The 14431-nt window shown below is 73.1% G+C and carries 13 protein-coding genes; 9 read left to right on the plus strand and 4 right to left on the minus strand.

The window, feature by feature from the left end:
* The first annotated feature begins 67 nt into the window (after positions 1-67).
* The 4 genes from murQ to ACFQSB_RS20900 all read left to right on the plus strand — a co-directional run bounded on the left by murQ (position 68) and on the right by ACFQSB_RS20900 (position 5932).
* Positions 68-976: an N-acetylmuramic acid 6-phosphate etherase gene (gene murQ, locus ACFQSB_RS20885; RefSeq protein WP_380828502.1), complete on the plus strand. Its 909-nt coding sequence runs from the start codon at positions 68-70 to the stop codon at positions 974-976.
* A 176-nt stretch (positions 977-1152) separates the two neighbouring features.
* Complete coding sequence (locus ACFQSB_RS20890; protein ID WP_380828575.1) at positions 1153-4716, plus strand: protein kinase domain-containing protein; 3564 nt, start codon at positions 1153-1155, stop codon at positions 4714-4716.
* Positions 4717-4846: 130 nt separating this feature from the next.
* Positions 4847-5491 (plus strand): GNAT family N-acetyltransferase, encoded by a 645-nt coding sequence (locus ACFQSB_RS20895; RefSeq protein WP_380828503.1) that lies wholly within the window; start codon positions 4847-4849, stop codon positions 5489-5491.
* A 63-nt stretch (positions 5492-5554) separates the two neighbouring features.
* Complete coding sequence (locus ACFQSB_RS20900) at positions 5555-5932, plus strand: DUF488 domain-containing protein (protein ID WP_380828505.1); 378 nt, start codon at positions 5555-5557, stop codon at positions 5930-5932.
* 92 nt (positions 5933-6024) lie between these two features.
* On the opposite strand, the gene ACFQSB_RS20905 is transcribed toward ACFQSB_RS20900, so the two are convergent.
* Together ACFQSB_RS20905 and ACFQSB_RS20910 are read right to left on the minus strand one after the other, a co-directional pair.
* Complete coding sequence (locus ACFQSB_RS20905; protein ID WP_380828506.1) at positions 6025-7206, minus strand: zinc-dependent alcohol dehydrogenase; 1182 nt, start codon at positions 7204-7206, stop codon at positions 6025-6027.
* A 118-nt stretch (positions 7207-7324) separates the two neighbouring features.
* On the minus strand, positions 7325-7774 hold the full coding sequence (locus tag ACFQSB_RS20910; RefSeq protein ID WP_354841228.1) for a DUF4383 domain-containing protein: 450 nt from the start codon (positions 7772-7774) through the stop codon (positions 7325-7327).
* A 295-nt stretch (positions 7775-8069) separates the two neighbouring features.
* Between ACFQSB_RS20910 and ACFQSB_RS20915 the strand changes: the two genes are divergently transcribed.
* The 3 genes from ACFQSB_RS20915 (at position 8070) to ACFQSB_RS20925 (ending at position 10333) form a co-directional block, all read left to right on the plus strand.
* Entirely contained in the window at positions 8070-8492 is a 423-nt protein-coding gene (locus tag ACFQSB_RS20915) for a DUF2795 domain-containing protein (RefSeq protein ID WP_354841231.1), read from the plus strand.
* Positions 8493-8601: 109 nt separating this feature from the next.
* Positions 8602-9180, plus strand: coding sequence for a hemerythrin domain-containing protein (locus ACFQSB_RS20920; RefSeq protein WP_380828508.1), 579 nt, complete (start codon positions 8602-8604; stop codon positions 9178-9180).
* Between the two features lie 88 nt (positions 9181-9268).
* Positions 9269-10333 carry an NAD-dependent epimerase/dehydratase family protein gene (locus ACFQSB_RS20925; RefSeq protein ID WP_354920036.1) on the plus strand — a complete coding sequence of 355 codons (1065 nt, stop codon included), beginning with the start codon at positions 9269-9271 and terminating at the stop codon, positions 10331-10333.
* A gap of 118 nt (positions 10334-10451) precedes the next feature.
* On the opposite strand, the gene ACFQSB_RS20930 is transcribed toward ACFQSB_RS20925, so the two are convergent.
* The gene (locus ACFQSB_RS20930; RefSeq protein ID WP_380828510.1) at positions 10452-11426 is read right to left on the minus strand and encodes a YbgA family protein; all 975 of its coding nucleotides are present in this window, start codon (positions 11424-11426) and stop codon (positions 10452-10454) included.
* 160 nt (positions 11427-11586) lie between these two features.
* Between ACFQSB_RS20930 and ACFQSB_RS20935 the strand changes: the two genes are divergently transcribed.
* Positions 11587-12231, plus strand: a complete 645-nt coding sequence (locus tag ACFQSB_RS20935) for an FMN-dependent NADH-azoreductase (RefSeq protein ID WP_380828511.1) — start codon at positions 11587-11589, stop codon at positions 12229-12231.
* Positions 12232-12339: 108 nt separating this feature from the next.
* On the opposite strand, the gene ACFQSB_RS20940 is transcribed toward ACFQSB_RS20935, so the two are convergent.
* Complete coding sequence (locus tag ACFQSB_RS20940; protein ID WP_354920046.1) at positions 12340-13371, minus strand: aldo/keto reductase; 1032 nt, start codon at positions 13369-13371, stop codon at positions 12340-12342.
* Positions 13372-13553: 182 nt separating this feature from the next.
* Between ACFQSB_RS20940 and ACFQSB_RS20945 the strand changes: the two genes are divergently transcribed.
* The gene (locus ACFQSB_RS20945; protein WP_380828513.1) at positions 13554-14417 is read left to right on the plus strand and encodes a helix-turn-helix transcriptional regulator; all 864 of its coding nucleotides are present in this window, start codon (positions 13554-13556) and stop codon (positions 14415-14417) included.
* Positions 14418-14431 lie beyond the last annotated feature (14 nt).

Below are 14431 nucleotides of genomic sequence, written 5' to 3' on the forward strand. Positions count from 1 at the left end.
ACCCGCCGCGCCCGGGCCGCGGCCCGGCGAGCATCAGCACGACCCCCGGAAGATGAGGAGAGCCACGATGCGACCATTCGCCCCGCCGGCCACGACGGAGCAGATAGATCCGCGCTACCGCCAGATCGACCGCCTGCCGACCGACGAGATCGCGCGGCTGATGAACGCGGCCGACTCCACGGTGCCGGCGGCGGTGGCCAGGGCGGTGCCGCAGATCTCCGCCGCGATCGACGGCATCGTCGCCCGCATGCGCGGCGGCGGGCGGCTGCTGTACGTGGGCGCGGGGACCTCGGGGCGGCTCGCGGTGCTGGACGCCTCGGAGTGCCCGCCGACGTTCGGCACCGACCCCGGGACGGTGCGCGGGATCATCGCCGGCGGGACGCCCGCGCTGACCCGGTCGGTCGAGGGGGCCGAGGACGACGCGGAGGCGGGCGCCGCCGCCATGCGCGAGCACGGCGTCGGTCCGGCGGACGCGGTGGTGGGCCTGTCCGCCAGCGGGCGCGCGCCGTTCGTCGTCGCCGCCGTCGCGCAGGCCCGCCGGCTGGGCGCGCTGACGGCGGGGCTGTCGTGCAACGCCGGCACGCCGCTGTCGGAGGCGGCCGACCACGCGATCGAGGTCATCGTCGGCCCCGAGGTGGTCGCCGGCTCGACGCGCCTGAAGGCCGGCACGGCGCAGAAGCTCGTGCTCAATATGATCTCGACCATTTCCATGATCAAGTGCGGCCGGACCTTCGGGAACTACATGGTCGAGGTGTCGGCGAGCAACACCAAGCTCGTCGCGCGGGCGGCGCGCATCGTCGCCGAGATCACCGGCGCTGACATCGCCGTGGCCCGCGGGGCTCTGGAGGAGGCCGGGCACCAGGTCAAGACCGCCGTCGTCATGGTGCGCCGCGGCCTGGCCGCCGACGAGGCCCGCCTGCTGCTGGCCGCCTACGACGACCGCCTCGACCTCGCCCTCGACACCCACCCGACCTGACCCGCGCATTCTTCCCCGGCGAGTGGTTCAAGGATGGGCACCGTCCGACCGGCCGCGCGTCTGGTACCGCCACCGGCCCGGCAGGGCGGGCCGGCACGGACCTGGTGACCCGCAACTTCCGGCCTGCGCCCGGCATCTAACCTGATGGATGTGTTCGATCTTGCGGGGTGACCGGAATGGTGGTGGCGTCGGCGCTGTCGGCGGGGGATCCGCCGCGGCTGGGGGACTACTGGCTGGCCGGGCGCCTCGGTGCCGGTGGCCAGGGCGTGGTGTACGAGGCCTACGACGCCGAAGGCGTCCGGGTGGCGATCAAAGTGCTGCACGCCGACACGGCCGCCGACCCCGACCTGCGCTCACGGTTCGGCAGGGAGGCCACCGCGGCGCGACGGGTCGCCTCGTTCTGCACCGCCCGCGTGCTCGCCGTCGACCTCGACGCCCCCAAGCCGTACATCGTCAGTGAGTACATCCCGGGCCCCAGCCTGCGCAAGGCCGTCTCCGGCGGCCGGCGCTTCGCCGGAGACGACCTGTACCGGCTCGCCACCGCCGTGGCGACCGCGCTGACCGCCATCCACGACGCCGGCGTCGTCCACCGCGACCTCAAGCCAGACAACGTCCTGCTCGGCCCGGACGGGCCCCGCGTGATCGACTTCGGCATCGCGCGCACCCTTGAGATGTCGCTCACCGCCACCGGCCTGGTCACCGGCACCCCCACCTACATGGCTCCCGAGGTCTTCACCGGGCAACGCGCCGGCGCGTCCGCCGACGTCTTCTCCTGGGGCGCCATCGTGGTGTACGCCGCGAACGGCGACGACCCGTTCAGGGCGGAAAGTCTCGGCGCGGTCATGCACCGGGTGCTGGCCACCGATCCCGACCTCGCCGGCCTTCCCGACCGGCTGCGCCCGCTGGTCGCCGCCGCGCTGTCGAAGGATCCGCCGGCCCGCCCCAGCGCACGCGAGCTGTTGCTCGGCCTGCTCACCGGATTCAACGGCAGCCAGGCTGAACTCCTCACCGTGGCCGGCGCGGAAGCGGGAATGCTCGGGCATGGCACGACCACCGATCCCGCGCTCGGCACCCTCGCGGAGGAGGCCTACGGGTTCCTCGACTCCGCCGAGCGCGGCCTGGTCCCCGACGTGTTCCTCAGGATGGTCGGCATCGGCGACGCCGGCCAGGTCACCATGCGGGTCCTGTCGCGGAGCGAACTCTTCCACGGGCGCACCGAGCCGGAGGCGGTGGCGCTGCGCCGCGTCCTGGACGTCTTCTCCTATCTGGTCACCACCCGGGACGACGACATGAGGCTGTCCCGCCCCGCGCTCGTCCAGGCGTGGCCGCGGCTTCGCTCCTGGGTCGGCGACGAGCGCGAGGGCCTGCCCGCGCACGAGGCGATCAACTCCGCGGCACGGCACTGGAACGACCACGGACGCCGCGAGGCCGACGTCCTGCAGGGCAGCCGCCTGGAGGCCGCGCTGCGCTGGGCCGCCACCGGGCGGCGCCACCTCACCCTCGGCGGCCTCGAACGCGACTTCCTCGACGCCTGCAACGCCGCCGTCCGCGGCCGTGTCCGGCGCCGCCGCTTGCTCACCGCCGCCCTGGCCATCCTGCTCGTCCTCGCCCTGGCCGGCGGCGCGATCGCCGCACAGCAGGCCAGGACCGTCACCGCGCAACGCGAGATGCTCGCCGCCCGGCTGGCCGAGGCGACGGCCGGCAAGGTCGCCACCGAGGCCGACGCCATGCGGACCACCGACCCGGTGCGCGCCATGCTGCTCAGCGTCGCCGCCTGGCGGCTCGCCGCCCTGCCCGGCACCAAGACCACCCTGCGCAACGCGTGGGCGCAACGCGAACGCACCGCCTTCACCGACCCCGACACCGGAGGCGACACCGTGCGGCAGCTCACCCTCGACGGGCGCAGGCTCTTCAGCGTCTCCCCACGGGGCGTCCGCGTCTACGACCCGCGCACCGGCCGCCGTATCGGCGGATGGGACGACGTGAAGATCGACGGCCGGCCCTTTCGCGGCGCGGCCCTCAGCCCTGACGGCCGCCGGCTGGCCATCGTGGCCGGCGGCACCGTCCAGGTGTGGGACACCGTCCACCAGCGCCCCACTGCCCGGCACGAACTCGTCGCGCAGCAGAACTTCCACGACGTCTCCTTCGGCCTGAGCGACCGGTGGCTGACCGTCCGCGAAGGTCAGGGCGCCGAGCTGTGGGACACGCGCACCGGCGCCACCGTCGGCGGCGAAGGATTGTCCGCGCTGGTCGTGGACACGGCCTTCACCCCCGCCGGTGACCTGGCCGCCGTCACGCTCATCTCCGACCCCTACAGCTTCGGCCTCCTGCGGCTGCCGGGCGGCGAGCCCGTCGCGCGATGGCACGACGCCGACGGCTGCGTGGGGAAGACCGCGGCGGCGGTCGCGTTCAGCCCCGACGGGCACACCCTCGCCTGCGGCACCGCCTCGGGGATCACCTTCGTCGATGTCCGCACCGGCAGATCCCTGCCGTCCCAGCCCTCCGTGGGCTGGGACTCGACCGATGGCCGGATGTGGTTCAGCCCCGACGGCCGGCTGCTGGTGGCCGGCGGCGACAAGGACGTCCGGCTCATCCGGGTCGCCGACGGCCGGAAACTGCTGACGTACGAGGGGACCGTCGAGGGGGTCGGCTTCGACGGTCCCACCCTGCGCTTCCTCACTGGGGGCATGGTGCTGGGCGTCGACGTGGCCGAACTCCTCACCCCCGCCCGCCTCCCCGGCCCGGCGCCGGAGGCGGCGCTGTACAGCCCGGACGGCCGCCTGCTGGTCACCCAGGCTGACGGCGCGCGGTCACTGGTGCTCCGCGACCCCACCGGCCGTCCGGCCGGGCAACCGATCCGCCTGACCGGCGTGTACGACGTGACGCTGCCCGCCGATCCGGTGTTCAGCGCCGATGGGCGGACGTTCGCCTTCGTCGGAGACGGCGACGGCCGGACCGTACGCCTGTGGGACACCGAGCGGCGGGCACAGATCACCCGGGTCACGGTGCCGGAGGATTGGTATCCGCAGTCCCTGGCCCTGAGCCCCGACGGGTCACTCCTGGCCATCGGCGCGAACACGTCCACCGGCGACGACGAGCAGACCCGCGGGCGGCTGCTGATCTGGGACGTCCGCGATGGCCGCTGGGGCAGGTCCATCGACCTGGACAACGAGGTCAGCGTCGTCTTCCGTCCGGGCGGCACGACGGTCGCCCAGGCCCTGGGCCTTTCCAACCGGTTGCTCGACGTGGCCACCGGCCAGGAGACCGGCCCTGCGCTCGGCCCCGCCCGCGTCCAGGACCCGCTGGTCACCCTGGCCTTCAGCCCTGACGGGAACACCCTGGCCGTGGAGTCCTCCGGCGGCCTGAGCTTCTGGGACGTCCGCACGGGCGCACGGCGCGGCCTCACACGCAAGGGCCTGTCACCCACCGGCCTCGTCTTCTCGCCCCGAGGGGACATCCTCGCCTCCGTCGGCGAGGAGATCCAGCTCGTGGACGTCGCGACCACCCGCGACCTCGGCGGCCCGCTCCGTGCCGAGGACGCGTCGTTCGTCTCGGCCGCTTTCGGCTCGGGCGGCACCGTACTGCACACCATCGACGACTCCGGCATCATGCACCACATCCCCGTCGATCCCACTCGGGTGGCCGCCACCGTCTGCGCCCGGGCCGGCCGCACGCTCACCCCCGCCGAATGGCACACCTACTTCCCCGGCGTCGAGCCCTACCACGACCCCTGCCGCTGACCCCCGCCTCGCCCCGCCCGCTCAGACGGCCTCGCCGGCCTCCTCCGGGGCCACGTGCCCGACACCGGCCGCCCGGGTCTCGATGGCCCGCCGCGGGGCGGCCCGGAGTGGGTGGGCATAATCGACGGACATGTCTCCCCGCATCGACCTGACCTGGCCCACCGTCCCCGACGATGACCTGCTCGAACAGACGCACCGCGTGATCCACGCGGTGGTGGCGGCCGGGGGAGCGGTCGGTTACGTCACCCCGCCCGGCAGGGCGGACACCGATCCGTTCGTCCGGGAGATCCTCGCCGACGCCGCGCATGGCCGGGCGGCCCTGGCCCTGGCCCGGGTGGACGGCGTGGTCCAGGCGATGGGCCTGTGGAAGCGCGCCTCCGCGCAGGTCTTCGCGCACTCCGGCGAGATCGGCAAGGTCATGGCGCACCCGGCGGCGCGCGGCCTCGGCCTCGGCCGCCTGGTCCTCGCCGGCCTGGTCGACAGCGCGCGCGCCGCAGGGCTGGAGACCCTGACCCTCGGGGCGCGCGGCAACAACCACGGGGCCATCGAGCTGTACGAGGAGATGGGCTTTCGCGAGTGGGGACGGCTGCCGAACGTCATCGAGGTCGGCATGGAGCGCTTCGACGAGGTCCGGATGTACCTCGACCTGGGCACCCGCGATCCCCGGGTCGTGCTGCGCGGTTCGCCTCCCGGCGGCGCGGGCTCCTCACCGCGGCGGCGGCTGCGCGCCGGCGGCCGGGGTGAGGGCCACAGAAACGGGCATATCTCCCAGTGACCCGCGGCCGGCCCGGACGTCCCTCCGGGCACCCGGCCGAGCTCCGGCGATGGGAGGGCGCGGATGCCGGTACAGGTGCGCCGCGTCTACGACGCCCCGGACCCCGAGGACGGCGCCCGCCTGCTGGTGGACCGCCTGTGGCCGCGCGGCGTGGCCAAGGAGGCGGCCCACGTGGACGAGTGGCTCAAGGACGTGGCGCCGTCCGGCGAGCTGCGCACGTGGTACGGCCACGATCCCGAGAAGTTCGAGGCCTTCCGCGACCGCTACCTCACCGAGCTGGACGACCCGGCCCGCCGCCGCGCCCTGGACCGCATCGCGGAGCTGGCGCGGGAAGGCCCGGTGACCCTGCTGACCGCCACCCGGGACGCCGGGCGCAGCCACGCCGCCGTCCTGGCCGGCCTGCTCGGCGAGGCCAGGAGCGGCGCGAAGGCGCCCAGGTGAGGGACGGGTGGCTCAACGGGTACACCCCGTCCCTCACGTCGGGCGGCCACAGGCCGTCAGGTGTGCTGGGCACCTGACGGCCTCGGGGACCGTCAGGGGGTGAGCAGGACCTTCACGGCGCCGTCCCGCTTCTTCTGGAAGATCTCGTACCCGTGCGGGGCCTGGTCCAGCGGCAGGCGGTGGGTGGCCAGGTCCATGACGCCCAGCGGGTCGGTGTCGTCGCTCACCAGCGGCAGCACGTCGTCGATCCAGCGCCTGACGTGGGCCTGTCCCATGCGCAGGGTCACGCCCTTGTCGAACAGGCGCAGCATCGGCATCGGGTCGGCCATGCCTCCGTAGACGCCGGAGATCGAGATGGTCCCGCCGCGCCGCACGGTCTCGATGGCCTGGTTCAGCGCGGCCAGCCGGTCGACGCCCGCGTTGCGCATGAACGGGGCGGCCACCGCGTCGGGCAGCAGCCCGGTGGCACTCTGGGCCAGCTTGGCCAGGGGCGAGCCGTGCGCCTCCATGCCGACCGCGTCGATCACCGAGTCGGTGCCCCGCCCGCCGGTCAGCTCGCGGACCGCCTCGGGGACGTCGTCGCACTCGCGCGCGTCGATGACCTCGACGCCGTGGCGGCGGGCCATCGCCAGGCGCTCGGGCACGCCGTCCACCGCGATCACCCGGTGCCCGAGGTGCCGGGCCACGCGCGCGGACATCTGCCCGATCGGCCCGAGGCCGAACACCGTGACGCTGCCCCCTTCAGGGATGTCCGCCCAGGCCACGGCCTGCCAGGCCGTGGGCAGCACGTCCGACAGATAGACGAACCGCTCGTCGGGCGGGCCCTGCGGCACCTTGATCGGGCCGAACTGCGCCTGCGGCACGCGGAGGTACTCGGCCTGCCCGCCGGGCACCTGGCCGTACAGCTTGGTGTAGCCGAACAGCGCGGCGCCGGTGCCGTGCTCGCGCACCTGCGTCGTCTCACACTGCGCGTACAGCTTCATGCCGCACATGTGGCAGTGGCCGCAGGAGATGTTGAAGGGGATGACCACCCGGTCGCCGGGGGCGATGTGGGTCACCTCGGCGCCGACCTCCTGGACGATGCCCATGGGCTCATGACCGAGGATGTCGCCCTCGGTCATGAACGGGCCCATGATCTCGTACAGGTGCAGGTCGGAGCCGCAGATGCCGGTGGAGGTCACCTTGATGACCGCGTCGGTCGGTTCCTTGATCGCCGGGTCGGGGACCTCCTCGACCCGTACGTCGCGCTTGCCGTGCCAGGTGACGGCTTTCATGGTCTGCTTCCTCCACCCCGATGGTCCCAGTTGCTGTCGGTTCCGTCATGGCCGCCCGTGGCGGCCGTTCCGCCGCCGGCCGTTCCGCGAGAGCCGTCCGCGATGCCCGCCGGGGCCGTCACAACCGGCCGGCGGTGACCGACCGGCGGCCGAGCGCGAAGCCCAGCGCGATCATGCCGAGGCCGAGGAGCAGGTGCAGCCAGTTGTCGGCGCCGTTGACCGGGACGAAGTTGGCCGCGGTGTCGTGGCCGACGAGCATGCCGTACACCCACAGCAGCAGGTAGATCGCGCCGCCGCCGATGAGGAAGGCGCGCGCGCCCTGCCACGTGCGGGCCAGGACGATGCCGGCGACGCCGAACAGCAGGTGCACGATGTTGTGCAGGATCGACACCTCGAAGACGCCGAGGAGCATCGCGTCCGAGTGATGGCCGGCGAACTGCAGGTCGTCCAGGTTCGTGGTGACACCGGGGATGAAGCCCAGCACGCCGACGACGAGGAACACCACTCCCACCACGAGCGAGGCCGTCTGCAGCGGCGTGCGCGCGGTTCGCGTGTGGATCGCGTTCATGGGCCCTCCAGTCGCAATACACGGGCGTGGTCGCCCAGACCCCCGCTACCCCTGTCCGCCGCGCCTATACAAGGTCGTTCACCTGACGCCGACTTCGGCGGTCGCGGAGCCCGCGAATATCCTGCAAAAGGGCCTTTTATTTTTTTGCGAATTCTTTTCCCGGTGCCGGGTCGCCCGGCCGCCAAGCCTCTTCCGTCGAGGTCAGGGCACATGCGGCGGGCGCCGGGCCGGGAAAGGGTGGTTCGCGCGCGCGCGACGGGGTACATGCCGCGGTCCACATCGAAAGGACACGTCAATGAACCTGGAACGCGGCAGCGACAAGCACGGTCCGCGCCTCGATGAGGAGATCAAGCACGAGACCGCCGGCCTCACGCGAGGGGGCGTCACCGGGCACGCCGAGGAATGGCGGGAGCCCGAGCCGGTGAGCGACGCCGAGGACGACCTGCGCCCGCAGGGGTACGCGCCCGGCCACGAGCCCGGGGTCGCGCCCGGGATGACGCAGAACGACGTCGACCAGCGCAGCAACCTCGCCCGATGGCTCGTCGAGGTCCACTACCCGGCCGGCCGCGACGAGATCCTCGCCCACGCGGAGGGGAACCCGGCGGTGCCAGACGCGGTGGTGCGGGCGCTGCGCGACCTGCCCGACGGCTCCTTCCGCAACATCGCGGACATGGCCGAGGCGCTGGGGCTGGGACGGGAGCGCCGCTCCGGCGACTAGGGGGGCGCCCGTCCACCCGCGTTCTCCATGGCCACGGCGGTTTCCCGTCGCCCGCACCGGGTAACCGCCGACGATATCGGCAGACTTTGGTGCAGTGCGAGGAGGAAGCATGATGAAGCACGGCGGTGACGCGATCACCGTCCTCACCATGGACCATCGGGAGGTGGAGGAGACCTTCGCGGAGCTGGAGCGCCTGCGCGGCACGGGGCAGGACGACCGCCGCAGGGAGCTGACCGAGAAGGTGATCATCGAGCTGGTCGGGCACTCGGTCGCCGAGGAGGCGTACCTGTACCCGGCCGCCCGCGCGTTCATCCCGGACGGCGACCGGCTGGCCGACCGCGAGATCGCCGAGCACGCCCAGGCCGAGCGCCTGATGAAGCAGCTGGAGAAGGCCCTTGACGACGGGGTCACCGCCCCGGCCTTCGAGGGTCTGCTCGACGACCTGATGGCCACCATCAGGGAGCACATCAAGGACGAGGAGGCGCACCTGTTCCCCGAGCTGGTGCGGTACGCCGACGCGGAGGAACTGGCCGCCCTGGGCAAGAAGATCACGATGATGAAGAAGCTCGCCCCCACCCGGCCGCATCCCGCCGCGCCGGACCGGCCGCCGGCCAACAAGCTGCTGGCTCCCGGCGCCGGCCTGGTGGACCGCATCCACGATCTGGTCACCGGTCGGGGCAAGACCTGACCCAACCGGGTCAAATGCCTGTCCCAACCGAGTCAAATGATCGCGTCTGCCCGCGTTTCGGCCGGTATGGCGGGGGCAGCAGCGTTCTATGAGAGTCATCGTGGTGGGCGCGACCGGCAACGTCGGAACGAGCGTGATCTCCGCGCTCGAGTCCGATCCCGACGTCACCTCGATCGTCGGGGTCGCCCGGCGGCTGCCCGCCCGCCGCCCCGGCGCGGGCGTGCCGGGCAGGACCCAGTGGCGCTCGGCCGACATCACCACGAGCGACCTCACCGGCCTGTTCGCCCGCGCCGACGCCGTGGTCAACCTCGCCTGGCTGTTCCAGCCGACCCGCGACCCGGTCACGACGTGGCGGGCGAACGTCCTGGGAGGCATGCGACTCTTCCGCGCCGTGGCCGAGGCGGGGGTGCAGATCCTGGTGCACGCCTCCTCGGTCGGCGCGTACTCGCCGGGGCCCAAGGACGGCGCGGTGGACGAGAGCTGGCCGACCCACGGATGGCCGGGCGCCGCCTACTCCCGGGAGAAGGCCTACCTGGAGCGGGTCCTCGACGTGTTCGAGAACGACCACCCGAGCATCCGCGTCGTGCGGATGCGCCCGGGGTTCATCTTCAAGCGGGGAGCGGCCGCCGAGCAGCGCCGTCTGTTCGCCGGCCCCTTCCTGCCCGGCCGGCTGCTGCGCGCGGGCCGCATCCCGTTCGTGCCGGACATCCCGGGCCTGCGCGTGCAGGCGCTGCACTCCCTGGACGTGGGGCGGGCCTACCGGCTGGCCGTGACCCGCTCGGTCGTCGGCGCGTTCAACCTCGCCGCCGAGCCGGTGCTGGACGCCGCCGCTCTCGCCGGGCTGCTCGGCGCGCGCCTGGTGCCGATCTCGCCGATGATGGCGCGGACCGCGGTCGCGGCGGCCTGGCATCTGCGCCTGATCCCCGCCTCTCCCGGGCTGATGGAGATGGCGCTGCGCATCCCGGTCATGGACACCACGCGGGCGCGCACCGTCCTCGGCTGGCGGCCGGAACACACCGCGATCGAGGCGGTCGGCGAGCTGCTGGAGGGCCTGCGCACCGGGGCGGGCATGCCGACCCCCGTGCTGGACGCCCACGCCGGCGGCCCCGCCCGGGTCGGCGAACTCGCGACCGGCGTCGGCCGACGTCCCTGACGCCCTCCGGAGGGGCTCCGCCGTCGCCGACGGCACGCTCGGCGGCTCGCAGCGGCGACCGGCCGCATTCCTGACGGTGACCGGCCGCCCGCTTCCTGAGGGGGCGCGTGGGGGCCGGTCAGCGGGGGACGTGGTTGCGCAGCCCCAGTTCGTCCGGGTAGAGCGAGAAGTAGGTCTGCTCGGCCAGGTACGCCATGCCCGTGCCCTTGACGTGGTGGCGCAGCAAGGCGAGCGGCACGCTGAGGGCGACCTGGTGCGCCCGGTAGGCGTCGATCACCTCCACCAGGTCGGCGCGCCGCGCCCCGTCCAGGTCGTCGCTCACCATGCCGAGGCAGTGCTGCAGCACGTTGACGTTGCGGCCGACGCTCGCCCGGGTGGCCAGGGCCACGCGGAAGGCCCGGCCGTAGGCGGAGGCGAGCCGTTCCGGCGCGTTGGTGCCCGCCTCGGCGACCAGCCGGCCCATCCGGCGGTACTCCGCCGGGTCGTGCGCGAGGATCTGCATCTTGTGCCGGGAGTGGAACGCCACCAGGTCACCCGCCCGCCACTGGCCCTCCAGCAGCGCCCGCAGGCGGGCGTGGGCGAAGATCCGTTCCACGAACGCCTCGCGCAGCACGTCGTCGTGCAGCCGGCCCTCGTCCTCCACCGGCAGCAGCGGATGCGCCGCGATCATCGCCTCCGCGTACAGCCCCCGCCCGCGCCGTCCCGAGCCGTGCACGGGGACGCCGTGCAGGCCGCAGGTCGGGCTCTTGGCCTTGAAGACGTAGCCGTCCACCCGCAGCGCCGCCGCGCGCGCCTTGGCCAGCGCGGACATCGGCTCGGTGAGGTCCCTGCGCGAGGCGCGGGTCATCAGGCGCGTACCGCCGGGCGCCGCCTCCAGGCGGAGCGTCTCGCGGGGGGCGCCCAGGCCGATCTCGATCTCCGGGCAGATCGGTATCCAGTCGACCCAGGGGGCCAGGGCGCCGGACACGAAGCGGTCGCGGCTGTGGCCGCCGTTGAACCGCACGGGCTCCCCGAGCAGGCAGCTCGACACCGCGATCCGCGGCCGTGGCCGCCGCTCGGCGTTCACCGGAGGATTTGCGTTGTCTGTTGGCATTGGTCCGTTCGATCCTTTGGCGAGTGCCGCGTCCCTTACTGTCCCTTCGGCAGCGCTCCCCTCTGCGGATGCGTCCGACACATGTGGACGAGGTGTCCACATGTGGATAGGCTGGGCCCACTAACTGGACATGGTGTCCGGTTGGAGGGGACGGATCGTCATGAGCCATCTGCTGCACCTGGACGCCAGTGCCCGGAACATCTCGGTCTCCCGAGACCTCTCCCGGGCGTTCGCCGAGGTCTGGCGCGCGGCCCACCCGGAGGGCCGCTACACCTACCGCGACCTGGCGGCCGACCCCGTCCCGCACATCGGGCAGCCGTGGACCGAGCTGTGCGACTACGTGCTGGCACACGGGATCACCGACATCGCCCGCTACCGGGAGGCCGTGCGCACCCCCGCCCAGCAGGAGGCGTGGGCGACCCTCGCCCCGCTGCTGGGAGAGCTGACCGCCGCCGACGTGGTGCTGATCGGGACGCCGATGTACAACTTCTCCATCCCCTCGGCGCTCAAGGCCTGGCTCGACCAGGTGACCTTCCCCAAGATGTCGCTGGCCGGCCGCCGGTTCGTGGTCACCGGCGCCCGTGGCGGCGCGTACGGGCCGGGCACTCCGCGCGAGCCGTTCGACCACCAGGAGCGCTACCTGCGCGACTTCTTCGCGGGCCACTTCGGCGTCGAGGACGTCACCTTCGTCCACGCCGAGCTGACCAACGCGCGGGTCGACCCGGGCCTGGCGCACCTGCGCGAGCGGCAGGCCGCCTCCCTGGCCGCGGCCCGCTCACGCGTCCTCGCCGAGGCGGAGCGCTGACCGGCCGGGCGGACCGCCGGCCCTCCGGTGCGCCCTCCGCGGTCCCCGCCGCCGGGGACGCAGGGTCGGCCGCGACGGGGGTGGCCACCCGCGCCGGGACCGAACGGTTCACGGCCGCCGGCGCAGCGCCTTGTCCGCCAGGGCCGGCGGCACGTAGTAGCTGTCCGCCCGGTTGAGGTCGGTGCCCGGCGGCACGATCTCGTCGATCCGGTCCAGCACGTCCTCGGTCAGCACCGTGTCCGCGCCGGCCAGCAGGTCGTCGAGCTGCTCCATGGTGCGCGGGCCGATGATCACCGAGGTGATCGCCGGGTGGGCCAGGACGAACCCGACCGCCATGTGCGCCAGCGACAGGCCGGCCCCCGCCGCGAGCTTCGACAGCTCGCCGACGGCCTGGAGCTTGGCCGCGTTCCCGGGCAGCGAAGGGTCGAACTTGTGCCGTTCGACGGCCGCGCGGCCGGTGCTCGCCAGGTCGATGTCCGCGGCCTGGGTGTAGCGGCCGGACAGCCAGCCCGCCGACAGCGGACCCCAGCTCAGCACGCCCATCCCGTACTTCTGCGCCGTCGGCAGCACCGCCGCCTCCACGCCGCGCGCCAGGATCGAGTACGGCGGCTGCTCGGTGCGGAAGCGGACGTGGCCGCGCCGCTCGGAGACCCACTGCGCCTCCACGATCTGCTCCGCCGGGAAGGTGGAGCTGCCCACGGCCAGCACCTTGCCCGCCCGCACCAGGTCGGTGAGCGCGGAGAGGGTCTCGTCGATGTCGGTGGCCGGGTCGGGCCGGTGGATCTGGTAGAGGTCGATGTGGTCGGTGCCCAGCCGGCGCAGGCTGTTCTCGACCTCACGGACGAGCCAGCGCCTGGAGTTCCCGCCGTGGTTGGCGTCCGGGCCCATCGAGCCGTGGGCCTTGGTCGCCAGGACGACGTCGTCGCGGCGTCCCTTGAGCGCCTTGCCGACGATCTCCTCCGACTCTCCCTGCGAGTAGATGTCGGCGGTGTCGACGAAGTTGACGCCGGCGTCGAGGGCGCGGTGGATGATGCGCACGCAGTCGTCGACGTCCTTGTTGGCGAGGGCGCCGAACATCATCGCGCCGAGTGCGTACCGGCTGACCGAGATGCCGGTCCCACCGAGGGTGCTGCGCTTCACGAGGTACCGCCTCCTGCGGATCGTTGCTGTTGACACGTCGTCTCGTGCCCACATCCTTCGCGGACACGTCGTTCCGCGGATACGGAGTCCAGTCTCCGTTTCGCGCGGGGACGGCACCAGGTCAGGCGCAACCTGGGTCCGGCAGAACCCCCCAGGGACCCGGCCGCCGCATAATGACTGGCATGGGGCATGCCGAGGACGAGATCACTCCATTTCTGAAGGCACGACGGGCCGCGCTGGACGCCGCGTCCCTGGGGCTGCCCGACGGCCTCGCACGGCGGCGGGTGCGCGGACTGCGCCGCGAGGATGTCGCACGGCTCGCCGGGGTGAGCGTCGACTACTACACGCGCATCGAACAGGGGCGGGCGCACGCCGTCTCCGACGCGGTGGTCGACGCGATCGCGCGGGCGCTGCGGCTGACCCCCGACGAGCACGCCTTCCTGCGCAACATCTCCCACGGCCGACGGGGCGCCCACACCGAGGTCTGCGACGCCGGCGCCGGCCCACGCCCGCGCGTACGGCCGCAGCTCCTGGAACTGCTGGAGGCCATGGGGGACACCGTCCCCGCCGTCGTCTACGGCCCCGGCACCGACCTGCTGGCCTGGAACACGATCATCGGCCGCATCTGGTTCGACCTCGACGCGCTCCCGGAGGCGGAGCTCAACGGCGCCCGGCTGATGTTCCTGCACCCCGACGCCAAGGCGCTGCATCCCGACTGGGAGGCGGAGGCGGAGGAGACCGTCGCGAGCCTGCGGGCGCAGATCGGCCGCCGCGAGGACGAGGCCCGGGTGCAGCGGGTGGTCTGCGACCTGCGGGAACAGAGCGAGGAGTTCCGGCACTACTGGGACGTCCAGGCGGTCAGGGAACGAACCCAGGGCATCAAGCGCATCCTCCACCCGCAGGTGGGCGAACTGGTGCTGACCTACGAGGCGTTCTCCCTGCCGACCGACCCCGGCCAGCGCCTGTGCACCTACACGGCCCCCAAAGGCTCCCCCACAGCGGCCAAACTCCGCACCCTCACCGAACCCGCCACCGCGACCGCCTGACCGCCCTCACCGCC

This window comes from Sphaerisporangium rhizosphaerae, from assembly GCF_042665155.1.
In the GTDB taxonomy this organism is placed as follows: domain Bacteria; phylum Actinomycetota; class Actinomycetes; order Streptosporangiales; family Streptosporangiaceae; genus Sphaerisporangium; species Sphaerisporangium rhizosphaerae.

Bases quoted from the DNA above. Each gene is read 5' to 3' on its own strand.
- ACFQSB_RS20935 (WP_380828511.1), top strand. From the start codon at position 11,587: ATGAGCCATCTGCTGCACCTGGACGCCAGTGCCCGGAACATCTCGGTC.
- ACFQSB_RS20890 (WP_380828575.1), top strand. From the start codon at position 1,153: ATGGTGGTGGCGTCGGCGCTGTCGGCGGGGGATCCGCCGCGGCTGGGG.
- ACFQSB_RS20900 (WP_380828505.1), top strand. From the start codon at position 5,555: ATGCCGGTACAGGTGCGCCGCGTCTACGACGCCCCGGACCCCGAGGAC.
- ACFQSB_RS20915 (WP_354841231.1), top strand. From the start codon at position 8,070: ATGAACCTGGAACGCGGCAGCGACAAGCACGGTCCGCGCCTCGATGAG.
- ACFQSB_RS20895 (WP_380828503.1), top strand. From the start codon at position 4,847: ATGTCTCCCCGCATCGACCTGACCTGGCCCACCGTCCCCGACGATGAC.
- ACFQSB_RS20945 (WP_380828513.1), top strand. From the start codon at position 13,554: ATGGGGCATGCCGAGGACGAGATCACTCCATTTCTGAAGGCACGACGG.
- ACFQSB_RS20910 (WP_354841228.1), bottom strand. From the start codon at position 7,774: ATGAACGCGATCCACACGCGAACCGCGCGCACGCCGCTGCAGACGGCC.
- murQ (WP_380828502.1), top strand. From the start codon at position 68: ATGCGACCATTCGCCCCGCCGGCCACGACGGAGCAGATAGATCCGCGC.
- ACFQSB_RS20905 (WP_380828506.1), bottom strand. From the start codon at position 7,206: ATGAAAGCCGTCACCTGGCACGGCAAGCGCGACGTACGGGTCGAGGAG.
- ACFQSB_RS20925 (WP_354920036.1), top strand. From the start codon at position 9,269: ATGAGAGTCATCGTGGTGGGCGCGACCGGCAACGTCGGAACGAGCGTG.
- ACFQSB_RS20930 (WP_380828510.1), bottom strand. From the start codon at position 11,426: ATGCCAACAGACAACGCAAATCCTCCGGTGAACGCCGAGCGGCGGCCA.
- ACFQSB_RS20920 (WP_380828508.1), top strand. From the start codon at position 8,602: ATGATGAAGCACGGCGGTGACGCGATCACCGTCCTCACCATGGACCAT.